This window comes from Pseudomonas sp. ASL7 (assembly GCF_056680375.1).
The window spans coordinates 4,501,521-4,520,013 of record NZ_CM155279.1; the positions used below are offsets into that span (position 1 = coordinate 4,501,521).

General features: G+C 60.5%; 17 protein-coding genes and 1 pseudogene. 8 read left to right on the top strand and 10 right to left on the bottom strand.

The genetic code is table 11. The features are described from left to right. The first annotated feature begins 57 nt into the window (after positions 1-57). The 5 genes from AC1MDT_RS20845 to AC1MDT_RS20865 all read left to right on the top strand — a co-directional run bounded on the left by AC1MDT_RS20845 (position 58) and on the right by AC1MDT_RS20865 (position 4,299). Positions 58-396 (top strand): hypothetical protein, encoded by a 339-nt coding sequence (locus AC1MDT_RS20845; protein ID WP_480418758.1) that lies wholly within the window; start codon positions 58-60, stop codon positions 394-396. 90 nt (positions 397-486) lie between these two features. Further along, entirely contained in the window at positions 487-2,271 is a 1,785-nt protein-coding gene (tfpB, locus tag AC1MDT_RS20850) for a type IV pilus assembly ATPase TfpB (RefSeq protein ID WP_480418759.1), read from the top strand. 269 nt (positions 2,272-2,540) lie between these two features. After that, complete coding sequence (locus tag AC1MDT_RS20855) at positions 2,541-3,461, top strand: SPFH domain-containing protein (RefSeq protein ID WP_008150402.1); 921 nt, start codon at positions 2,541-2,543, stop codon at positions 3,459-3,461. A gap of 8 nt (positions 3,462-3,469) precedes the next feature. Beyond that, positions 3,470-3,919 carry an NfeD family protein gene (locus tag AC1MDT_RS20860; RefSeq protein WP_480418760.1) on the top strand — a complete coding sequence of 150 codons (450 nt, stop codon included), beginning with the start codon at positions 3,470-3,472 and terminating at the stop codon, positions 3,917-3,919. 68 nt (positions 3,920-3,987) lie between these two features. Beyond that, positions 3,988-4,299 (top strand): DUF2388 domain-containing protein, encoded by a 312-nt coding sequence (locus AC1MDT_RS20865; protein ID WP_480418761.1) that lies wholly within the window; start codon positions 3,988-3,990, stop codon positions 4,297-4,299. A 123-nt stretch (positions 4,300-4,422) separates the two neighbouring features. Here the strand turns inward: AC1MDT_RS20865 and gcvP are convergent, their stop codons facing one another. Beyond that, the gene (gene gcvP / locus AC1MDT_RS20870; RefSeq protein ID WP_480418762.1) at positions 4,423-7,296 is read right to left on the bottom strand and encodes an aminomethyl-transferring glycine dehydrogenase; all 2,874 of its coding nucleotides are present in this window, start codon (positions 7,294-7,296) and stop codon (positions 4,423-4,425) included. A gap of 155 nt (positions 7,297-7,451) precedes the next feature. Here gcvP and AC1MDT_RS20875 point away from each other — a divergent pair, with 155 nt between their 5' ends. Beyond that, on the top strand, positions 7,452-8,591 hold the full coding sequence (locus AC1MDT_RS20875) for a DegT/DnrJ/EryC1/StrS family aminotransferase (RefSeq protein WP_480418763.1): 1,140 nt from the start codon (positions 7,452-7,454) through the stop codon (positions 8,589-8,591). A 98-nt stretch (positions 8,592-8,689) separates the two neighbouring features. Here the strand turns inward: AC1MDT_RS20875 and gcvH are convergent, their stop codons facing one another. From gcvH to AC1MDT_RS20920, 9 genes and pseudogenes are all read right to left on the bottom strand, one after another. Beyond that, complete coding sequence (gene gcvH / locus AC1MDT_RS20880) at positions 8,690-9,073, bottom strand: glycine cleavage system protein GcvH (RefSeq protein WP_480418764.1); 384 nt, start codon at positions 9,071-9,073, stop codon at positions 8,690-8,692. 50 nt (positions 9,074-9,123) lie between these two features. Then, entirely contained in the window at positions 9,124-10,206 is a 1,083-nt protein-coding gene (gene gcvT, locus AC1MDT_RS20885; RefSeq protein ID WP_480418765.1) for a glycine cleavage system aminomethyltransferase GcvT, read from the bottom strand. Between the two features lie 156 nt (positions 10,207-10,362). Continuing rightward, complete coding sequence (locus tag AC1MDT_RS20890; RefSeq protein ID WP_480418766.1) at positions 10,363-11,979, bottom strand: ABC transporter permease; 1,617 nt, start codon at positions 11,977-11,979, stop codon at positions 10,363-10,365. Between the two features lie 52 nt (positions 11,980-12,031). Then, positions 12,032-13,036 (bottom strand): extracellular solute-binding protein, encoded by a 1,005-nt coding sequence (locus AC1MDT_RS20895; RefSeq protein ID WP_480418767.1) that lies wholly within the window; start codon positions 13,034-13,036, stop codon positions 12,032-12,034. 230 nt (positions 13,037-13,266) lie between these two features. Further along, positions 13,267-14,484: a 2-octaprenyl-3-methyl-6-methoxy-1,4-benzoquinol hydroxylase gene (locus tag AC1MDT_RS20900; RefSeq protein WP_480422837.1), complete on the bottom strand. Its 1,218-nt coding sequence runs from the start codon at positions 14,482-14,484 to the stop codon at positions 13,267-13,269. 9 nt (positions 14,485-14,493) lie between these two features. Continuing rightward, positions 14,494-14,568 (bottom strand): annotated as a pseudogene (locus AC1MDT_RS20905) (tetrameric acyl-CoA thioesterase); the annotation flags it as partial. A gap of 70 nt (positions 14,569-14,638) precedes the next feature. Beyond that, positions 14,639-15,826 carry a 2-octaprenyl-6-methoxyphenyl hydroxylase gene (gene ubiH / locus AC1MDT_RS20910; protein ID WP_480418768.1) on the bottom strand — a complete coding sequence of 396 codons (1,188 nt, stop codon included), beginning with the start codon at positions 15,824-15,826 and terminating at the stop codon, positions 14,639-14,641. Further along, positions 15,823-17,157: a Xaa-Pro aminopeptidase gene (gene pepP / locus AC1MDT_RS20915; protein ID WP_480418769.1), complete on the bottom strand. Its 1,335-nt coding sequence runs from the start codon at positions 17,155-17,157 to the stop codon at positions 15,823-15,825. The genes ubiH and pepP overlap by 4 nt, the downstream gene beginning before the upstream one ends. 27 nt (positions 17,158-17,184) lie before the next feature. Next, on the bottom strand, positions 17,185-17,745 hold the full coding sequence (locus tag AC1MDT_RS20920) for a YecA/YgfB family protein (protein ID WP_480418770.1): 561 nt from the start codon (positions 17,743-17,745) through the stop codon (positions 17,185-17,187). Positions 17,746-17,939: 194 nt separating this feature from the next. On the opposite strand from AC1MDT_RS20920, the gene AC1MDT_RS20925 reads away from it, so the two are divergent. Together AC1MDT_RS20925 and AC1MDT_RS20930 are read left to right on the top strand one after the other, a co-directional pair. Next, entirely contained in the window at positions 17,940-18,149 is a 210-nt protein-coding gene (locus tag AC1MDT_RS20925) for a TIGR02449 family protein (RefSeq protein WP_007942437.1), read from the top strand. Further along, on the top strand, positions 18,146-18,463 hold the full coding sequence (locus AC1MDT_RS20930) for a cell division protein ZapA (protein ID WP_007942435.1): 318 nt from the start codon (positions 18,146-18,148) through the stop codon (positions 18,461-18,463). The genes AC1MDT_RS20925 and AC1MDT_RS20930 overlap by 4 nt, the downstream gene beginning before the upstream one ends. Positions 18,464-18,493 lie beyond the last annotated feature (30 nt).

The window sequence follows — 18,493 nt, forward strand, 5'->3', positions numbered from 1 at the left end:
ATAAGAAATACCCCCTCCCGAATGTAAAAATTCCTCCAATGATTTTGGAGACCAACCATGCCGCATCTAGAAGCCGTCAACACCCCGCCCACCCGCGCCGATGTCTGGAACGTCAGCAACGCTCACTGCCGCGCTCACTACCAAGTGCTCGCCGAGGCTGAACCCGATTTGTTGTGCCGAGCGCTCAACTTGTTTGCCTTGCAATGCCTGACGCCGCAGCAAGTCAATGTGCAGCGGATGGACGACCTGATGTCGATCGACATCATCATGGACGGCCTGAGCTGGCACCGTGCCCAGCTCATCGCGGACAAATTACGTAACCTGATCAGCGTCTGTTCGGTGTCGGTGCAACCCGCCGACGCGGCGTGGGATGAGCGGGCTCAGGCGGCAGGCTGAAAAAGCCCGACACGGCTTTGTCAGGTAGTGGCCCAGCGGTCTGCGGGTCCGCGGCTATCCTTTGCGAACTGTTGTTCATGAGGAGCCCGCATGTCCGTTCAACTTGCCATTCAGGACCGCTGGCTGGATCTCAATGATTTGCTGCGTGAGCTGGTCGCCCAGGGTTTTATCACCCAGGATTCGGCCGAACACGCGCTCAATGCCCGACGCCGTCACGCCGCCAATGGCCAGATGCACCCGCTGGAATTTATCGCCAGCCAGCACCTGGACGACCTCAGCCGTCCCGGCAAACACCTCGATCTGGAAAGCCTGACGCTGTGGCTGTCGCAGCAAGCCGGCCAGCCTTACTTGCGCATCGACCCGCTGAAAATCAACGTCGCGGCCATCACCCCGCTGATGTCCTACGCCTTCGCCCAACGCCACAAGATTCTCGCGGTCTCCATCGACCGCGAGGCGGTCACCGTGGCCAGCGCCCAGCCTTACGTCAACGGTTGGGAAGCCGACTTGACCCACGTGCTGAAGCTGCCGATCAAGCGTGTGGTGGCCAACCCCGTGGACATCCAGCGCTTCAGCGTGGAGTTCTTCCGCCTGGCCAAATCGGTCACCGGCGCGAACAACAACGATCAACAGATGAATACGCTGGGCAACTTTGAACAGTTGCTCAACCTCGGTGCCAGCGATCAGGAACCGGATGCCAATGACGCGCACATCGTCAACATTGTCGACTGGCTGTTCCAGTACGCGTTCCAGCAGCGCGCCAGCGATATCCACATCGAACCCCGGCGCGAGCAAGGCACGGTGCGCTTTCGCATCGATGGCGTGCTGCACAACGTTTATCAATTCCCGCCGCAGGTCACCATGGCGATTGTCAGTCGCCTGAAAAGCCTGGGACGGATGAATGTCGCGGAAAAACGCAAACCCCAGGACGGCCGGGTGAAGACCAAAACCCCGGACGGCGGCGAAGTCGAACTGCGCCTGTCGACATTGCCCACTGCATTTGGCGAAAAAATGGTCATGCGGATCTTCGACCCGGAGGTACTGCTCAAGGATTTCGATCAGCTTGGGTTTTCGGTCGAGGACCTGCGTCGCTGGCAGGACATGACGAGCCAACCCAACGGCATCATCCTCGTGACCGGCCCTACGGGTTCCGGCAAAACCACCACGCTCTACACCACGCTGAAAAAACTGGCGACACCTGAGGTCAACCTCTGCACCATCGAAGACCCGATCGAAATGGTCGAGCCGGCGTTCAACCAGATGCAGGTCCAGCACAACATCGACCTGACGTTCGCCGCCGGTGTGCGGGCGCTGATGCGGCAGGATCCGGACATCATCATGATCGGTGAGATCCGCGACCTCGAAACCGCAGAAATGGCCATCCAGGCCGCGCTCACCGGCCACCTGGTGCTGTCGACGCTGCACACCAACGATGCGCCCAGCGCAATCAGCCGCCTGCAGGAACTTGGCGTCGCGCATTACCTGATCAAAGCCACGGTGCTCGGGGTAATGGCCCAACGCCTGGTCCGCACCTTGTGCCCCCACTGCAAGGCGCCGCTGACGCTGGGCGAAGAGGACTGGCAAACCCTGACCAAACCCTGGCAAGCACCGCTACCGACCCAGGCCCAGCGCGCCATCGGCTGCCTGGAATGCCGCGACACCGGCTACCGAGGCCGCGCCGGGGTTTACGAAATCATGCAACTGACCGATGGCATCAAGGCGCTGATCAACCCGGATACCGATTTGCTGGCGATCCGGCGCCAGGCCTTCAAGGAAGGTATGCGCAGTTTGCGGTTATCCGGCGCGCAGAAAGTGGCGGCCGGACTGACCACCCTCGAGGAAGTGTTGCGGGTGACGCCGCAGAGCGAGCAGAGGTGAGTAATGCCAGTCCGTTGATGGTGTGAACAACGCAATTTCTGTGGGAGCGAGCTTGCTCGCGATGAGGCCATCACATTCAACATTAATGTCGACTGACAGATCGCTATCGTCGGAACGCCGCCCGGAGCAAGCTCGCTCCCACAGGTTTTAAGCAGAAATGAATCCTATTGTGTCTCTTGATGATGCAAGGGCTGACTAACAGTTCTTATCCCCGACCCGCGCCGCTACACTCCTGCGATCGCAACTTCATTGATCAACAGGGAATCGTTATGCAGATCGGTAGCGTACTTTTACTGTTTGTCGGCCTCGTGGTCGCCATTCTGTTCATGGGCTTCAAGGTGGTGCCTCAGGGTTACCAGTGGACGGTCGAGCGTTTTGGCCGTTACACCAACACCCTGAAGCCAGGCCTGAACATCATCATTCCGGTCATGGACCGCATCGGTCGCAAGATCAACGTGATGGAAAGCGTGCTGGACATTCCGCCCCAGGAAGTCATCACCGCCGATAACGCCACCGTGCAGATCGACGCCGTGTGCTTCTTCCAGGTGGTCAACACCGCACAGGCCGCCTACGAGGTGAACAACCTCGAACATGCCATCCGCAACCTGCTGCAAACCAACATCCGTACCGTGCTCGGCTCCATGGAACTGGACGCGATGCTCAGCCAGCGTGACGGCATCAACGAGAAACTGCTGCGCACCGTCGACGAAGCCACGGCCCCGTGGGGCATCAAGATCACCCGGATCGAGATCAAGGACATCAGCCCTCCGGCCGACTTGATGGCCGCGATGTCGGGGCAAATGAAAGCAGAGCGGATCAAGCGCGCGCAAATCCTTGAAGCCGAGGGCCTGCGAGCCGCTGCGATCCTGACCGCCGAAGGCAAGAAGCAGGCACAGATTCTGGAGGCCGAAGGGGGTCGCCAGGCGGCGTTCCTCGAAGCGGAAGCCCGTGAACGGCAAGCCGAAGCCGAAGCCCAGGCGACCAAGGTGGTGTCCGAAGCCATCGCTGGCGGTAATGTGCAAGCGGTCAACTATTTCGTCGCGCAGAAGTACATCGATGCGCTGGGCAAACTGGCCTCGGCCAACAACAGTAAAGTGATTCTGATGCCGCTCGAGGCCAGCTCGATGATCGGCGCGGTCGGCGGCATCGGCGAAATCGTCAAGGCCACCTTCGATAACAAGAAAGCCTGAGGCACGTTATGTGGTCATTCCTGCAGCATTTATCGTTCTGGGACTGGCTGGCGCTGGGCACCGTGCTGCTGATTCTCGAAGTGTTCGGCGCCGGTGGCTATCTGTTGTGGATCGGCATGGCCGCCGCCGCCGTTGGCGTCCTGACCTATGTCGTGCCGGCCATGTCCTGGGAATTTCAGATTCTGTTGTTCGGCCTGCTCTCGATCGCTACGGCCCTGTATTGGTGGAGACGCCAGCGCAGCGCGGTGCGCCAGAGTGACGAGCCCAATCTCAATTTGCGCGGTCAGGAATTGATCGGCAAAACCTTCGTGGTGCATGAAGCGATTGTCGACGGTCGCGGCAAGATCAAGGTCGCCGACGGGGTGTGGATGGCCCGAGGGCCAGACGCAGCACTCGGTAGCCGCGTCCGGGTGATCGGGCAGCAAGGAGCCGTTTTGCTGGTTGAACCGGTGCAATGAGCGGTGATGGAACTCGGCTGGGGGATTGGCAATCAAACGCCGCAGTTAACCCTGTGGAGTCACCCATCATGCGTTTCAAACTTGCTATCGCTACCGTCGCCCTGTTGTCCCTTCCAGTCGGCTCGGCGATGGCCGATACCTTTTGGCGTAACGTCTTATCCTCCGGTGCCACCACCGGCTCGACCTACCTGACCTCCAGGAATCATAAGCTGATGGTCGCTGCCCAGGACGATGCCAGTAGCTTTGTCGCCACCGATGGCGGCATCCGCGGTCCTTACCTGGAAGCCGCGATGCAGAAAGTCCGCGCCGACAACCCGGGCCTGCAGGCCACGGACATGGAACTGGCGAACGCAATCCTGGCGAAGAATGCTGCCCTGTAGGAGCGAGCTTGCTCCGGGCGGCGTTCCGACGATGGTGTGTCAGTCGACATCAATGTTGCTGATACACCATCGTCGGAACGCCGCCCGGAGCAAGCTCGCTCCTACATTAGGGGGACGTGTGTTTCAGCGGTAATCATCCACCGGAACACACGCACAAAACAGATTCCGGTCACCGTAAACATTGTCCACCCGATTCACCACCGGCCAGTATTTGTGAGCCTTGGTGTGTGCATCCGGCGTAACCGCCTGCTCGATGCTATAAGGCCGGTCCCATACGCCGGTGATGTCGGCAACGGTGTGCGGCGAACGCTTCAGCGGGTTGTCTTCGGCCGGCCAGTTGCCGTTTTGCACCTCGGTGATTTCCGCGCGGATGCTCAGCATCGCCCCGATAAACCGGTCCAGTTCCGCCTTCGATTCACTCTCGGTCGGCTCGACCATCAAGGTGCCCGGCACCGGGAACGACATGGTCGGCGCATGGAAGCCGTAGTCCATCAACCGCTTGGCGACGTCTTCTTCGCTGATCCCGGTCAGTGCCTTCAGTGGCCGCAGATCGAGGATGCATTCATGGGCGACCCGTTCATTTCGCCCGGTGTATAGGACCGGGAACGCACCGGACAAATGCTGCGCCAGGTAATTTGCCGCGAGGATCGCCACCTCGCTGGCGTCGGCCAGTTGCGGCCCCATCATGGCGATGTACATCCAGCTGATCGGCAAAATACTCGCACTGCCCCACGGTGCCGCGCTGACGGCGCCGTTTTGCGCCAGTGGCCCGTCGATCGACACCACCGGGTGATTGGCCACGAAGGGGGCCAAATGTGCCCGCACGCCAATCGGCCCCATGCCCGGCCCGCCGCCACCATGGGGAATGCAGAAGGTCTTGTGCAAGTTCATATGGGACACGTCGGCCCCAATGTCTGCCGGCCGCGCCAACCCGACTTGAGCGTTAAGATTGGCGCCGTCCATGTAAACCTGGCCGCCATGGCTGTGGATAACTTCACAGATTTCGCTGATGCCTTCCTCATAGACGCCATGGGTCGAAGGATAAGTCGCCATCAGGCAGGCGAGTTTTTCCCCAGCCGCAGCGGCTTTTTCTTTGAGGTCATGCAGATCGACGTTGCCCGCCTCGTCGCACTCGACGATCACCACCCGCATCCCCGCCATTTGCGCCGAAGCCGGGTTGGTGCCGTGGGCCGAGGATGGAATCAGACAGACATCCCGAGCGCCCTGATGGCGGCTCTCATGATATTTGCGGATCGCCAGCAACCCGGCGTATTCACCCTGGGCACCGGAATTGGGTTGCATGCAGATCGCATCGAAACCGGTGATCGCGCAGAGCCAGCGCTCCAGCTCCTCGATCATCAGCGAATAACCGACCGCCTGCTCTTTCGGCACAAACGGGTGCAGATTGGCGAACTGCGGCCAGGTGATCGGGATCATCTCGCTGGTGGCGTTGAGTTTCATGGTGCAGGAGCCCAGTGGGATCATCGACTGGTTGAGCGCCAGATCCTTGTTCTCCAGTTGCTTGAGGTAGCGCAGCATCTCGGTTTCGCTGTGATGAGCGCTGAACACCGGATGACGCAAGTAAGGCGTGCTTCGAAGCAGTCCGTCGGGAATGCCGGAAGGTAAGGTTTCGGCGTCAAGTTCCTCGACATTGAGGCCATGATCGGCCCCCAGCAATACATCGAACAGCTTCGCCACGGTGGCTTCGTCGCAGGTTTCGTCCAGGCTCAGGGCCAGTTGCCCGCGCCCTAGAATGCGCAAGTTGATCTGCGCCCTCTGGGCGCTTTCGATGATCGCCGTCTGGGAGCCGCCAACCTCCAGCGTCAGCGTGTCGAAAAAGTGTTTATTGAGACGGGTGATGCCGTGGCGCGCAAGGCCCTCGGCGAGAATGCAGGTGAGCCGGTGCACGCGCTGGGCAATCCGTTTGAGCCCTTCGGGGCCGTGGTAGACCGCATAGAAACTGGCGATATTGGCCAGCAGCACTTGAGCGGTGCAGATGTTCGAGTTGGCCTTCTCCCGGCGGATATGTTGCTCGCGGGTTTGCAGGGCCATGCGCAACGCAGTGTTGCCGCGAGCGTCTTTCGAGACGCCGATGATCCGCCCGGGAATCGCTCGTTTGTACTCATCCCGACTGGCGAAAAACGCCGCGTGAGGCCCGCCGTACCCCATCGGCACGCCGAACCGCTGGGACGAGCCGAACACCACGTCCGCCCCCAGCTCCCCCGGCGGGGTCAGCAACAGCAGGCTGAGCAGGTCGGTCGCAACACAGGCCAGGGCTTGCTGGGCATGCAGGTGATCGATCATCGGGCGAAGGTTACGGATTTCACCGTGGGTATCGGGATATTGCAGCAGAGCGCCAAACACCTGGTGCTGTTTCAAGTTATCCACAGAGTCGACGATCAGCTCGAAACCGAATCCCTCGGCCCGGGTCTGCACCACGGATATCGTTTGGGGATGACAGTGTTCGTCGACGAAGAATAAATTGCTTTTGGACTTGGCGACTCGCTTGGCCAGGGCCATCGCTTCTGCGGCTGCAGTGGCTTCATCCAGCAGCGACGCGTTGGCCAGTTCCAGTCCTGTGAGGTCGATGGTCAACTGCTGGAAGTTCAGCAGGGCTTCGAGCCGACCTTGGGCGATTTCCGGTTGATATGGCGTGTAGGCGGTGTACCAACCCGGATTTTCCAGCACATTACGCACAATGACGGCCGGCGTCAGGGTGCCGTAGTAACCCATGCCGATCAGGCTGGTCCAGACCTGGTTTTGCTCGGCGTAACCCCGAAGTTTGGCCAGTGCGGCTTCCTCGTCGAGGGCGGGCGGCAGGTCGAGCGCCCGGTTCAGGCGGATTCCCGGCGGCACCGTCTGCTCGATCAGCTCTACCCTGCTGCCGAGGCCGAGGCTGTCGAGCATCGCTTGCTGCTCGGCGGCATCGGGGCCGAGGTGGCGGCGAAGAAAGGCATTGGGGTCGCGTAACTGGCTCAAAGACGGCAACTGGGACATGACGGGCTCTCTCTTGACTGGCGCTCAGCGTCGATGCAACTCGGTCAAAGCAGCATAGCAGTCGATACTCGAGCGGATGGCGTAGCGCCGAGGACCAATCCAGATCATCATGTTCGCCTCATGCCTAATATCCGCTGATCGGGGTTTCTGAATTCATGAATCAACTGCCTTTCCTGCCATTTTCCAAACCCACCATCGACGAAGCCACGATTGCCGCTGTGGGTGACGTATTGCGCTCGGGTTGGATAACCAGCGGCCCCAAGGTCCAGGCCTTTGAAGCGCAGCTCTCGGAGTATTTTGGCGGGCGCCCGGTGCGCACCTTCAACTCCGGCACCTGCACCATGGAAATCGCCTTGCGCATTGCCGGTATCGGGCCGGGCGATGAAGTGATCACCACACCGATTTCCTGGGTCGCCACCGCCAACGTCATTCTGGAAGTCGGTGCCACGCCAGTGTTTGCCGACATCGACCCGATTACCCGCAACATCGACCTGGATCAGCTGGAAGCAGCGATCACCCCACGCACCAAGGCAATCATTCCGGTGTACCTCGCCGGTTTGCCGGTGGACATGAGCCGGTTGTATGCGATCGCCAAAAAACACGGCCTGCGGATTGTCGAAGACGCCGCGCAAGCCTTGGGCTCGAGCTGGAACGGCCAACGTATCGGCGCGACCGGCGACTTCGTGTCGTTCAGTTTCCAGGCAAACAAGAACGTCACCTCGTCTGAGGGCGGTTGCCTGGTGCTGAACACGCCTGAAGAAGTGCGACTGGCGGAGAAGTACCGTTTGCAGGGCGTCACCCGCACGGGTTTCGATGGTCTGGACGTGGATGTGCTGGGCGGCAAGTTCAACATGACCGATGTGGCAGGCGCCATTGGTCTGGGGCAGTTTGCACACATCGAATCGATCACCGCTCATCGCCGTGAGCTGGCCAAGCATTACTTCGCCTGTTTCGGTGCGGATTTCGAAGAGCAATACGGTGCGCAGCTGCCACCGGCGGACTTCGAGAACAGCAACTGGCATTTGTTCCAGCTGGTACTGCCAGAGCGCAAGGATGGCCAACCGGCACGGGCCACATTCATGGAGCAGATGCAGGCATTGGGCGTCGGCATCGGCTATCACTACCCGCCGATTCACCTGCTGAGCCTTTATCGCGAACGCGGTTTCAAGGAAGGCATGTTCCCGGTGGCGGAACGGGTGGGTCGTTTGATTGTTTCATTGCCGATGTTTACGGCCATGACAAAAGCGGACGTCGAGCGTTCGGTGGCGGCGGTCAAAGCGGTTCTAAAGCCTTAAAACCTGTGGGAGCGAGCCTGCTCGCGAAGTGGGAGTGTCAGTTGGCAAAAATGTTTGCTGACACACCGCTTTCGCGAGCAGGCTCGCTCCCACCTGAATTACTCGCCGATCGCGGCTTTGTAGCCTGCCGCGTCGAGCAGCTTGTCCAGCTCAGCCGCATTGCTTGGCTTGAGCTTGAAGATCCAGGCGCCGTACGGGTCGGTGTTGAGCAGTTCCGGATTAGCGCTCAATTCTTCGTTGACCGCAATTACTTCGCCGGCAATCGGGGAGTAGATGTCGGAAGCCGCTTTAACCGACTCCACTACGCCGGCCTGATCTTGGGCAGCAAACACATTACCAACTTCAGTCAGCTCAACGAACACCACGTCGCCCAAGGCTTCCTGAGCGTGATCGCTGATGCCCACGGTGACGGTGCCATCGGCTTCCAGACGGGCCCATTCGTGACTTTCGGCAAACCGCAGGTCGGCAGGGATATCGCTCATATTCTGTGTCCTCAAGAAAAATGTCAGCGGTCGTTGCCCGCCAGAAAAGGTTAGATCAAGGTTTTGCCATGGCGGACGAAGGTCGGTTTGACCACTCGGACCGGGTACCACTTGCCACGGATTTCCACTTCAGCGCGGTCGGCAGTTGCCATCGGCACGCGCGCCAGTGCTATCGACTTGCTAAGCGTAGGAGAGAAACTACCACTGGTGATCTCCCCTTCGCCAACATTGGCGATGCGGACCACTTGATGAGCGCGTAAAACCCCTCGCTCCTCAAGGACCAGGCCCACCAGTTTGTGCTGTATGCCGTTAGCCCTTTCGGCCTCAAGAGCGCTGCGACCAATGAACTGACGAGTGGTCGGTTCCCAGGCAATGCTCCAGGCCATGTTGGAGGCCAGCGGTGAAACGTCTTGATGAATGTCCTGACCGTAGAGGTTCATGCCGGCTTCGACACGCAGGGTGTCTCGAGCACCAAGACCGATTGGGGAAATGCCTGCACCCACCAGATCGTTGAAAAATCCTGGCGCCTGATTGGCCGGCAGAATGATTTCCAGGCCATCTTCGCCGGTGTAACCGGTACGCGCGATGAACCAGTCACCGTCGGGCTGGCCTTCAAAAGGCTTGAGCAGCTGGATCAGGTTGCCACGGGATTGGGTGACGAGTTCGCAGATTTTGTGCCGGGCCTGAGGCCCTTGAATGGCCAACATCGCCAGTTCGGAGCGTTCATGCATCTGCGCATCGAAACCATCGAGATGGGCCTGCATCCACGCCAGGTCCTGATCACGGGTCGAGGCGTTGACCACCAGGCGATAACCGTCGTCGAGGCGATAGACGATCATGTCGTCGACGATGCCGCCACGCTCATTGAGCATGGTGCTGTACAAGGCACGGCCAGAGCTGTGCAGGCGCTCGACGTCATTGGCCAGCAAATGCTGGAGCCAGGCCTTGGCCTGGGGGCCGCTAACATCGATCACGGTCATGTGGGATACATCGAAAACCCCGCAATCACGGCGCACCTGATGGTGTTCCTCGACCTGCGAGCCGTAATGCAAAGGCATATCCCAACCGCCAAAATCGACCATCTTCGCGCCGAGAGCGAGATGAAGGTCATACAGAGGCGTACGCTGTCCCATGGGTTTCTCCTTCCGGGCGTGGCGAAGGTGCGGGCAGGTGCTTCACGGGGTGAACGCCTTGAAATTTAAGGCTTTCAGCCGATTTCAGCTACCGGGTCTGTCAGACGGACCGCACCGAATGCCGCGCATTGTAGCCTCAAGGTGTAGGACTGGCACCTAGGTGTTTTGATGCGCTGAACGTCGAATCAATCCGATGACCGGTAAAAGCCCGACCAACACGAGGCTCAGGGCTGGCAACGACGCCCGCGCCCACTCGCCTTCGCTGGTCATTTCAAAGATCCGCACAGCCAGCGTGTCCCAGCCAAACGGGCGCATCAGCAGGGTCGCGGGCATTTCCTTGAGCACATCGACGAACACCAGCAGCGCGGCGCTCAACGTGCCCGGCAGTAAAAGCGGCAGATACACTTTGAAAAACAGTCGTGGCCCACTGACGCCGAGACTACGTGCTGCTTCGGGCAAAGAGGGCCGTATTCGCGCCAGACTGCTTTCCAGCGGCCCATACGCAACCGCGATAAAACGCACCAGATAAGCCAGCAGCAACGCTGAAAGGCTGCCCAGTAATAACGGTTTGCCAGCTCCACCGAGCCAACCCGACACGGGGATGACCAGTTCGCGATCCAGGTAACTGAATGCCAACATGATTGACACTGCCAGCACCGAGCCCGGCAGGGCGTAACCGAGGTTGGCCAGACTGACACCGGAACGGATCGCCCGGGTCGGCGCCAGACGTCGGGCAAATGCCAGTACCAGGGCGACACTCACGGTGATCACCGCCGCCATGCCGCCCAGGTATAGGGTGTGGATGATCAGTCCGCTGTAACGCTCATCCAGGTCGAAGCGCCCCCGCTGCCAGAACCACACCACCAATTGCAGCATCGGTATGACGAAGGCGCAGGCGAACACCAGACCGCACCAACTCATGGCCGCCAGCGCTTTGAATCCCCGCAGGTGATACAACGCCTTGATCCGTGGTCGTTCGTTGCTTACGCGACTGGCGCCCCGAGCGCGGCGCTCGCCGTACAGCACGACCATGACCACCAGCAGCAGCAAGCTGGCCAGTTGCGCGGCGGTTGAAAGGCTGAAGAAGCCGTACCAGGTTTTGTAGATAGCGGTCGTGAACGTGTCGAAGTTGAACACCGACACCGCACCGAAATCCGCGAGGGTTTCCATCAGTGCCAACGCCACGCCCGCGCCGATGGCCGGGCGCGCCATGGGTAGTGCGACTCGCCAGAACGCTTGCCATGGGGATTGCCCCAAAACACGCGCCGCTTCCATCAGGCCTTTGCCTTGCGCGAGGAACGCGGTGCGCGCCAACAGGTAAACGTAGGGGTAAAAGACCAACACCAAAACGACAATGACGCCACCGGTAGACCGCACTCGCGGCAACCGCAGGCCGGTGCCGAACCATTCGCGCATCAGGGTTTGCACGGGGCCTGCGAAATCCAGCAGTCCGACGAAGACAAAGGCCAGCACATAGGCAGGAATCGCGAAGGGCAGCATCAGCGCCCAGTCCAGCCAGCGCCGACCGGGGAATTCACAGAGGCTGGTGAGCCAGGCCAGGCTGACACCCAAGAGCGTTACGCCGACACCGACACCGAGCACCAGCGTCAGGGTGTTGCCCAGCAGGCGTGGCATCTGGGTGTCCCAGAGGTGGGACCAGATTTGAGAGTCTATGGTTTGCCAGGAAAGCAGCAGCACGCTAAGTGGCAGCAGGACCAGCGCAGCGATGGTGAAGACCAGCGGATACCAGCGACGTTGGGCGGGGTGGGCCAAGGAAAACTCTCTAAGGAAAATCAGCGAAATCTACGTCAAACACAAAAGATCTTTAGTTCCAACCCGCCCGATCCATCATCCGAATCGCTTCAGCCTGACGCTTGCCGGCATTTTCCACAGGCAACGTATCGGCAACAAACTTGCCCCAACTCGCCACTTCAGCGGAGGGTTGAACAGCAGGGTTGGCGGGGAACTCCTGGTTCACGTCAGCGAAGATCCTCTGCGCTTCAGGGGTGGTCATCCACTCAACCAGCGCCTTGGCTGCTTCCGGGTGTGGCGCGTGCCTGGTCAGGCCGATACCCGACAAGTTGACGTGCACGCCACGGTCGCCCTGGTTCGGCCAGAACAGCTTCACGCCCAGATCAGGTTTCTGCTTGTGCAGACGGCCGTAGTAGTACGTGTTGACGATGCCAACGTCGCACTGACCCGCGTTGATCGCTTCCAGTACCGCGATGTCATCGGAGAATACGTCGGTGGACAGGTTACTCACCCAGCCCTTGAGAATTTGCTCGGTTTTGTCGGCGCCATGCACTTCGATCATGGTGGCCGTCAGGGACTGGTTGTAGACCTTCTTCGCGGTACGCAGGCACAAGCGGCCTTCCCAGTTCTTGTCAGCCAGCCCTTCATAAGTGCTCAGCTCGCCCGGCTTCACCCGATCAGTGGAATAAGCGATGGTCCGCGCCCGCAGGCTCAGACCAGTCCAGGCATGGGACGAAGCGCGGTATTGCGACGGAATGTTGGCATCGATGGTTTTTGAGGTGAACGGTTGCAGGATGCCCATTTGCTCAGCCTGCCAGAGGTTGCCGGCATCGACGGTCAGCAGCAAGTCGGCGGTGGCGTTTTCGCCCTCGGCCTTGATGCGCTGCATCAACGGCGCTTCCTTGTCAGTGATGAACTTGACCTGCACACCGGTTTTCGCGGTGTAGGCATCGAAGACCGGTTTGATCAGCTCGTCGATACGCGAAGAGTAAACCACCACCTCGTCGGCGGCCTGGGCGACGGTAATGCCTGTCAGGGTCAGGGCGAGGGCAGTCAGTAGACGCTTCGGTGCCAGCATGGGAGCGGTCTCTCGATTGAAAAAGTCAGGCCAAATGATAAAGACTCACATTTAGCTTCTCAATCGAACAGTTCGCGGAGGAGTTACCAGATGTTGCATCGCTGGAAGTTTGCGGCGGATGTTCCGGCCTCATCGCGAGCAAGCTCGCTCCCACATGAGTTTTGTGAACGGCACAAATCCCTGTGGGAGCGAGCCTGCTCGCGATGAGGCCATCAGCCGCAGCGAAGAGTTCAGGCCTTGGCCAACGCCGGCAGATCCCCGGTCAACCCCAGCGCTTCACGCACAAACAACGCCTTGGCCTCCGGCAGTTGATCAACCATCTTCAACCCGGCATTTCGCAACCAGCGCACCGGCAACGGATCCGCCTGGAACAAGCGCTCGAAGCCTTCCATCGCCGCCATCAACGCGAGGTTATGCGGCATGCGCCGACGCTCGTAACGGCTGAGCACTTTCACATCCGCTAACCGCTCCCCACGTGCCGACGCTTGCAGCAGCACTTCGGCCAACACGGCGGCATCGAGAAAGCCGAGGTTCACGCCCTGCCCGGCCAACGGGTGAATGGTGTGGGCCGCGTCGCCGATCAGCGCCAGGCCCTCGGCCACATAACGCTTGGCATGGCGCTGACGCAGCGGCACGCACAGGCGCGGGTCGGCGCTGAGCACCGTGCCGAGCCGGCCTTCGAAAGCCCGCTCCAGTTCGTGACAGAAGCCTTCGTCATCCAGCGCCATCAAACGCTCGGCTTCGCTCGGCGTGGTCGACCAGACGATCGAACACCAATCCTGTTGGCCGTCGCGCTCCAGCGGCAGAAACGCCAACGGACCGTTGTCGGTAAAGCGCTGCCACGCGGTCATTTGATGAGGTTTGGCGCTGCGCACGCTGGTGACGATGGCGTGGTGCAGATAATCCCACTCGCGCGTCGCAACCCCGGTCAGGCGCCGTACCGCCGAGTTGGCGCCGTCCGCCGCGATCACCAACGGCGCCCGCAAGGTGCGGCCATCCGCCAGGGTCAGCAGCCAGTCGTCACCCGAGCGACGCATTTGTTCCAGGCGCGCATTGGCCAGCATCCCGAGGTCGCAGTCGTGCAAGCGGTCGAGCAGGGCGTCCTGAACCACGCGGTTCTCGACAATATGCCCCAGCACTTCAGCGTGCACACTGGCCGCCGAGAAATGGATTTGCCCGGTACCGCTGCCATCCCAGACCTGCATGTCGGTGTAAGGGCTACTGCGCCGATTGGTAATGCCATCCCAGACGCCCAATCGTTCCAGAATCCGCTGACTGGCCGCCGACAGGGCGCTCACCCGCGGCTCGAACGTGGCCTGAGTATCGAAGGGTTTGACGCTCAGGGGGCTGCCGTCCAGCAGCAGGACTTCCAGCCCGCTGTCCTGCAACGCCAGCGCCAGGGCGCTGCCGACCATTCCGGCCCCGACAATTAGCAGATCTGCGCGCATTTCCATGCTTTAAGCCTGTCTCGCTTGCGGCTTGAGCCGCACGTAAAGGGTTTTCCCGACCCGCGCCACCAGATGGCCGGCGCCGAGGTACGGCGGGTAAAAGGTCATGAACCAACGCATCAATTGCGCTTTGCCAAACGTGCTCGCCAGCCACTCAAGCATCCGGGCGCGTCCCCAACCCCATGGCCTGCCGAGCGAACCAGCGTTTGGCTGGCGGCAGTAAATCGAGGCCGAGCAGACCGATGTTACGACCCAGCGAGACCAGCGGCTGAGTGCTGCCGAACAAGCGGGTGACCTGATCCGAGAAGCCTACGGTCAGGTTTTGATCCAGACGCTGGCGCTCGCGGTAGGCCTGCAAGGTTGCGAAATCGCCGGGCGCCGTTTCGCTGGCCAGCAGCGCATCGGCCAAGGCCTGAGCATCACGCAGGGACAGGTTGAAACCCTGGCCGGCAATCGGATGCAGACTGTGAGCGGCATTGCCAAGAATCGCCAGATGCGGACGCACCTGTTCTTCAGCCTCAATCAGCGTCAGCGGGTAAAGATTGCGCGCGCCGACCTGTTTAAGTGTGCCAAGGCGATAGCCAAACACGCCCTGCAACTCGCTGAGGAAGCTACGCTCATCGAGAGCGGCCAGCCGTTGTGCGTCCATGCCCAGACGGGTCCAGACCAGCGCACAGCGGTTGTCCGGCAACGGCAGCAAGGCCATCGGGCCCTCATCGGTGAAACGCTCGAAGGCCATCCCGTTGTGCGCTTCACTCGGGGTGATGTTGGCGATCAGCGCGCTCTGGTTGTACGGGCGCTTTTTGATGCCGATCCCGAGTTGCTCGCGCAGGCCGGAACGGCCGCCGTCAGCGAGCACTGCGAGGTCGCATTCCAACGTCGTTTCATCGTTGAGTGTCAGGCGATAGCCATCGGTCAGCGGCTCCATGCGCGTGACTTCCGCCGGACAACGCCAGCTGATCACGTCCTTGTCCAGACCTTGCCAGAGGCATTGGCCAAGCCAGGCGTTTTCCACCACATAACCCAGCGCCGGAACGCCCTCCTCCATGGCCGACAGTCGTGCAGTGGAGAAACGTCCACGATCAGAGACATGAATCTGCTTGATCGGCTCGGCGCGACGGGAGATCGCTTGCCACACGCCCAGCCGTTGATAAATCTGTTTGGCACCGTAGGACAACGCCGAAGAGCGTGCGTCGTAGCTCGGTTGATAGGTGTCACCGGGGGCGAACGGTTCGATCAGCACGATCTTCCAGCCGCGAGCCTTGGCCCCGGCCTGCAGCGCCAACGCCAGGCTGGCGCCGACCAGGCCACCACCGATGATTGCCAGATTGACTCGACTCATGCCGCCTGTGTCCTTGCAGCTGCCATCAAGGCCTCGATCTCGGCGACCGTGTTCGGCACGCCTTTAGTCAGGATTTCACAACCGGTTTTGGTCACTACCACGTCGTCCTCGATGCGCACGCCTATGCCACGCCATTTCTTCGCAACGCTCTGGTTGTCCGCAGCGATATAGATGCCCGGCTCCACCGTCAGCGCCATGCCGACTTCCAGCACGCGCCATTCGCCGCCGACCTTGTACTCGCCGACGTCATGCACATCCATGCCCAGCCAGTGACCGGCGCGGTGCATGTAAAACGCTTTATGAGCTTCGCAGGCGATCAACGCGTCGACGTCGCCCTGCAACAGCCCCAACTTCACCAGACCGGCGGTGATCACCCGGACGGTGGCTTCGTGCGCCTGATTCCAGTGTTTATTCGGAGCGATCTCGGCAAACGCGGCTTCTTGTGCTGCCAGCACCAACTCGTAGATGGCTTTCTGTTCCGGCGAATACTTGCCATTGACCGGCCAGGTGCGGGTGATGTCACTCGCGTAGCAGTCAATTTCGCACCCGGCGTCGATCAGTACCAGATCGCCATCCTTGAGCACCGCGTCATTCTGCTGGTAGTGCAGGATGCAGCTGTTGCGGCCCGCCGCGACGATCGAGCCGTAAGCCGGCATTTTCGCCCCGCCCTTGCGGAACTCGTAATCAAGCTCGGCTTCGAGGCTGAACTCATGCAGCCCGACCCTGCTGGCCTGCATGGCGCGGACGTGCGCCTGCGCAGAAATCCGCGCGGCTTCACGCATGACCTTCACTTCTGCCGCCGATTTATACAGGCGCATGTCGTGCAGCAAATGATCCAGGGCAACGAATTCGTTCGGCGGCTGGGCGCCAAGGTGTGCTTTAGAGCGGATCACGTTGATCCAGTCCATCAGGTGCCGGTCAAATTCAGGGTTGCTGCCCATGGCCGAATACACCCGGTCGCGCCCTTCGATCAGGCCCGGCAGGATGTCGTCGATATCGGTGATGGGGAACGCGTCGTCGGCGCCGAAGTCGCGGATCGCGCCTTCCTGGCCGGCACGCAGGCCATCCCACAACTCTCGCTCGGCGTTACGCTCACGGCAGAACAGAATGTATTCGCCATGTGCACGCCCCGGCATTAGCACGAGAACGGCCTGAGGCTCGGGAAAACCGCTGAGGTACTGGAAGTCGCTGTCCTGACGGTAGACGTGCTCGACGTCGCGGTTGCGGATAGCCACCGCGGCGGCAGGCAGTATGGCGATGCTGTTGGGTTCCATCTGCGCCATCAAGGCCTTGCGGCGACGGCTGTATTCCGATTTCGGGATATGAATCATGGGCAGATGGCTTTTCCTGGCTCGCGATTAATGCAACGACGGTTTGGCAGCAGCCGGCGCGTCCGGCTTCTTGGTTTCGGAGAACAGCAGCAGCGGTGCGACGCGCAGGTACTCCATTACCTCCATGTAGTCGCTTTCGCCGTCGTCGGACTCTTCCAGTGCGTCTTGCACCTGGGCGATGGCCGCCAGATCCTGCAGCACTTCGGTGGCCTCGGGGCTCAGCATGCTGCTGTCACGGCAGTTCAGGCCAAAGCCGCTGAGGAAACCCTGGCACCATTGACCCAGTGCGGCGGCGCGGTCAGCCAGCGGCTCATCATCGGTCGGCAGCAACAGAACGACAGTCACGTCGTCTCCAGTGAGCTCGCCTTTGACCATCTCTTGCAGACCAATCAAGGCATTGCGAACGTTGTCTTGCGGCTCGCCTTCGAGCAGTTCGGCGGCATCAATTAGCCAGCCTTCAGCATCGAAGCCGGCGCCGGCGCAACTGCGGCCGAGCAGCAGGCCATGCAATTCGGCAGGCGAGACGTTATGACCGCTGGAAGTCAGCAAGGTGGCGAAGGCTTTGTACGGGGAATTCTGAATGGGCATGGGCAGCTAGGCGCCAGACGGCGCTATGTCTAGAATGAAGGCCTTGTATCCTACATCGACTACCCCTGTAGGAGCGAGCTTGCTCGCGATGGTCGCCAACGATAACGCTGGGTACCTGACACCCCGCGGCGTTCTCGGGTTCATCGCGAGCAAGCTCGCTCCTACAGTCCAACATCCATCAGACAGTGAAGACAATGGAAGACACCGACCTGCAAGCGCTGATGGCCAGACTCGAGCTACTAATTAGCCGAGTCGAGCAACTTAAGAGTCAAAACGGACTCCTATTAGCTCAGGAAAAGACTTGGCGCGAGGAACGCGCGCACCTCATTGAAAAAAATGAAATCGCACGGCGTAAGGTCGAATCGATGATTTCGCGCCTCAAGGCCCTGGAGCAAGACTCATGAGTTCAAGCAATAGCGTTACCGTGCAGATCCTCGACAAAGAATATTCGATCATCTGCCCCCAGGAAGAGCGCAGCAACCTGGTCAGCGCCGCCCGCTACCTCGACGGCAAGATGCGCGAAATCCGCAGCAGCGGCAAAGTCATCGGTGCCGACCGTATCGCCGTGATGGCTGCGCTGAACATCACGCACGATCTTCTGCACAAGGAAGAGCGCCCGGATGTGCAGGCCAGTGGCTCGACCCGCGAGCAGGTTCGCGACCTGCTGGATCGCGTCGATCTGGTGCTCGCCACCGATCCGGACGTCACCAAGGGCTGAAACACGAAACCGCTTGGGGTATACTCGCAA

Bases quoted from the DNA above. Each gene is read 5' to 3' on its own strand.
- AC1MDT_RS20845 (WP_480418758.1), top strand. From the start codon at position 58: ATGCCGCATCTAGAAGCCGTCAACACCCCGCCCACCCGCGCCGATGTC.
- tfpB (WP_480418759.1), top strand. From the start codon at position 487: ATGTCCGTTCAACTTGCCATTCAGGACCGCTGGCTGGATCTCAATGAT.
- AC1MDT_RS20855 (WP_008150402.1), top strand. From the start codon at position 2,541: ATGCAGATCGGTAGCGTACTTTTACTGTTTGTCGGCCTCGTGGTCGCC.
- AC1MDT_RS20860 (WP_480418760.1), top strand. From the start codon at position 3,470: ATGTGGTCATTCCTGCAGCATTTATCGTTCTGGGACTGGCTGGCGCTG.
- AC1MDT_RS20865 (WP_480418761.1), top strand. From the start codon at position 3,988: ATGCGTTTCAAACTTGCTATCGCTACCGTCGCCCTGTTGTCCCTTCCA.
- gcvP (WP_480418762.1), bottom strand. From the start codon at position 7,296: ATGTCCCAGTTGCCGTCTTTGAGCCAGTTACGCGACCCCAATGCCTTT.
- AC1MDT_RS20875 (WP_480418763.1), top strand. From the start codon at position 7,452: ATGAATCAACTGCCTTTCCTGCCATTTTCCAAACCCACCATCGACGAA.
- gcvH (WP_480418764.1), bottom strand. From the start codon at position 9,073: ATGAGCGATATCCCTGCCGACCTGCGGTTTGCCGAAAGTCACGAATGG.
- gcvT (WP_480418765.1), bottom strand. From the start codon at position 10,206: ATGGGACAGCGTACGCCTCTGTATGACCTTCATCTCGCTCTCGGCGCG.
- AC1MDT_RS20895 (WP_480418767.1), bottom strand. From the start codon at position 13,036: ATGCTGGCACCGAAGCGTCTACTGACTGCCCTCGCCCTGACCCTGACA.
- AC1MDT_RS20900 (WP_480422837.1), bottom strand. From the start codon at position 14,484: ATGCGCGCAGATCTGCTAATTGTCGGGGCCGGAATGGTCGGCAGCGCC.
- ubiH (WP_480418768.1), bottom strand. From the start codon at position 15,826: ATGAGTCGAGTCAATCTGGCAATCATCGGTGGTGGCCTGGTCGGCGCC.
- pepP (WP_480418769.1), bottom strand. From the start codon at position 17,157: ATGATTCATATCCCGAAATCGGAATACAGCCGTCGCCGCAAGGCCTTG.
- AC1MDT_RS20920 (WP_480418770.1), bottom strand. From the start codon at position 17,745: ATGCCCATTCAGAATTCCCCGTACAAAGCCTTCGCCACCTTGCTGACT.
- AC1MDT_RS20925 (WP_007942437.1), top strand. From the start codon at position 17,940: ATGGAAGACACCGACCTGCAAGCGCTGATGGCCAGACTCGAGCTACTA.
- AC1MDT_RS20930 (WP_007942435.1), top strand. From the start codon at position 18,146: ATGAGTTCAAGCAATAGCGTTACCGTGCAGATCCTCGACAAAGAATAT.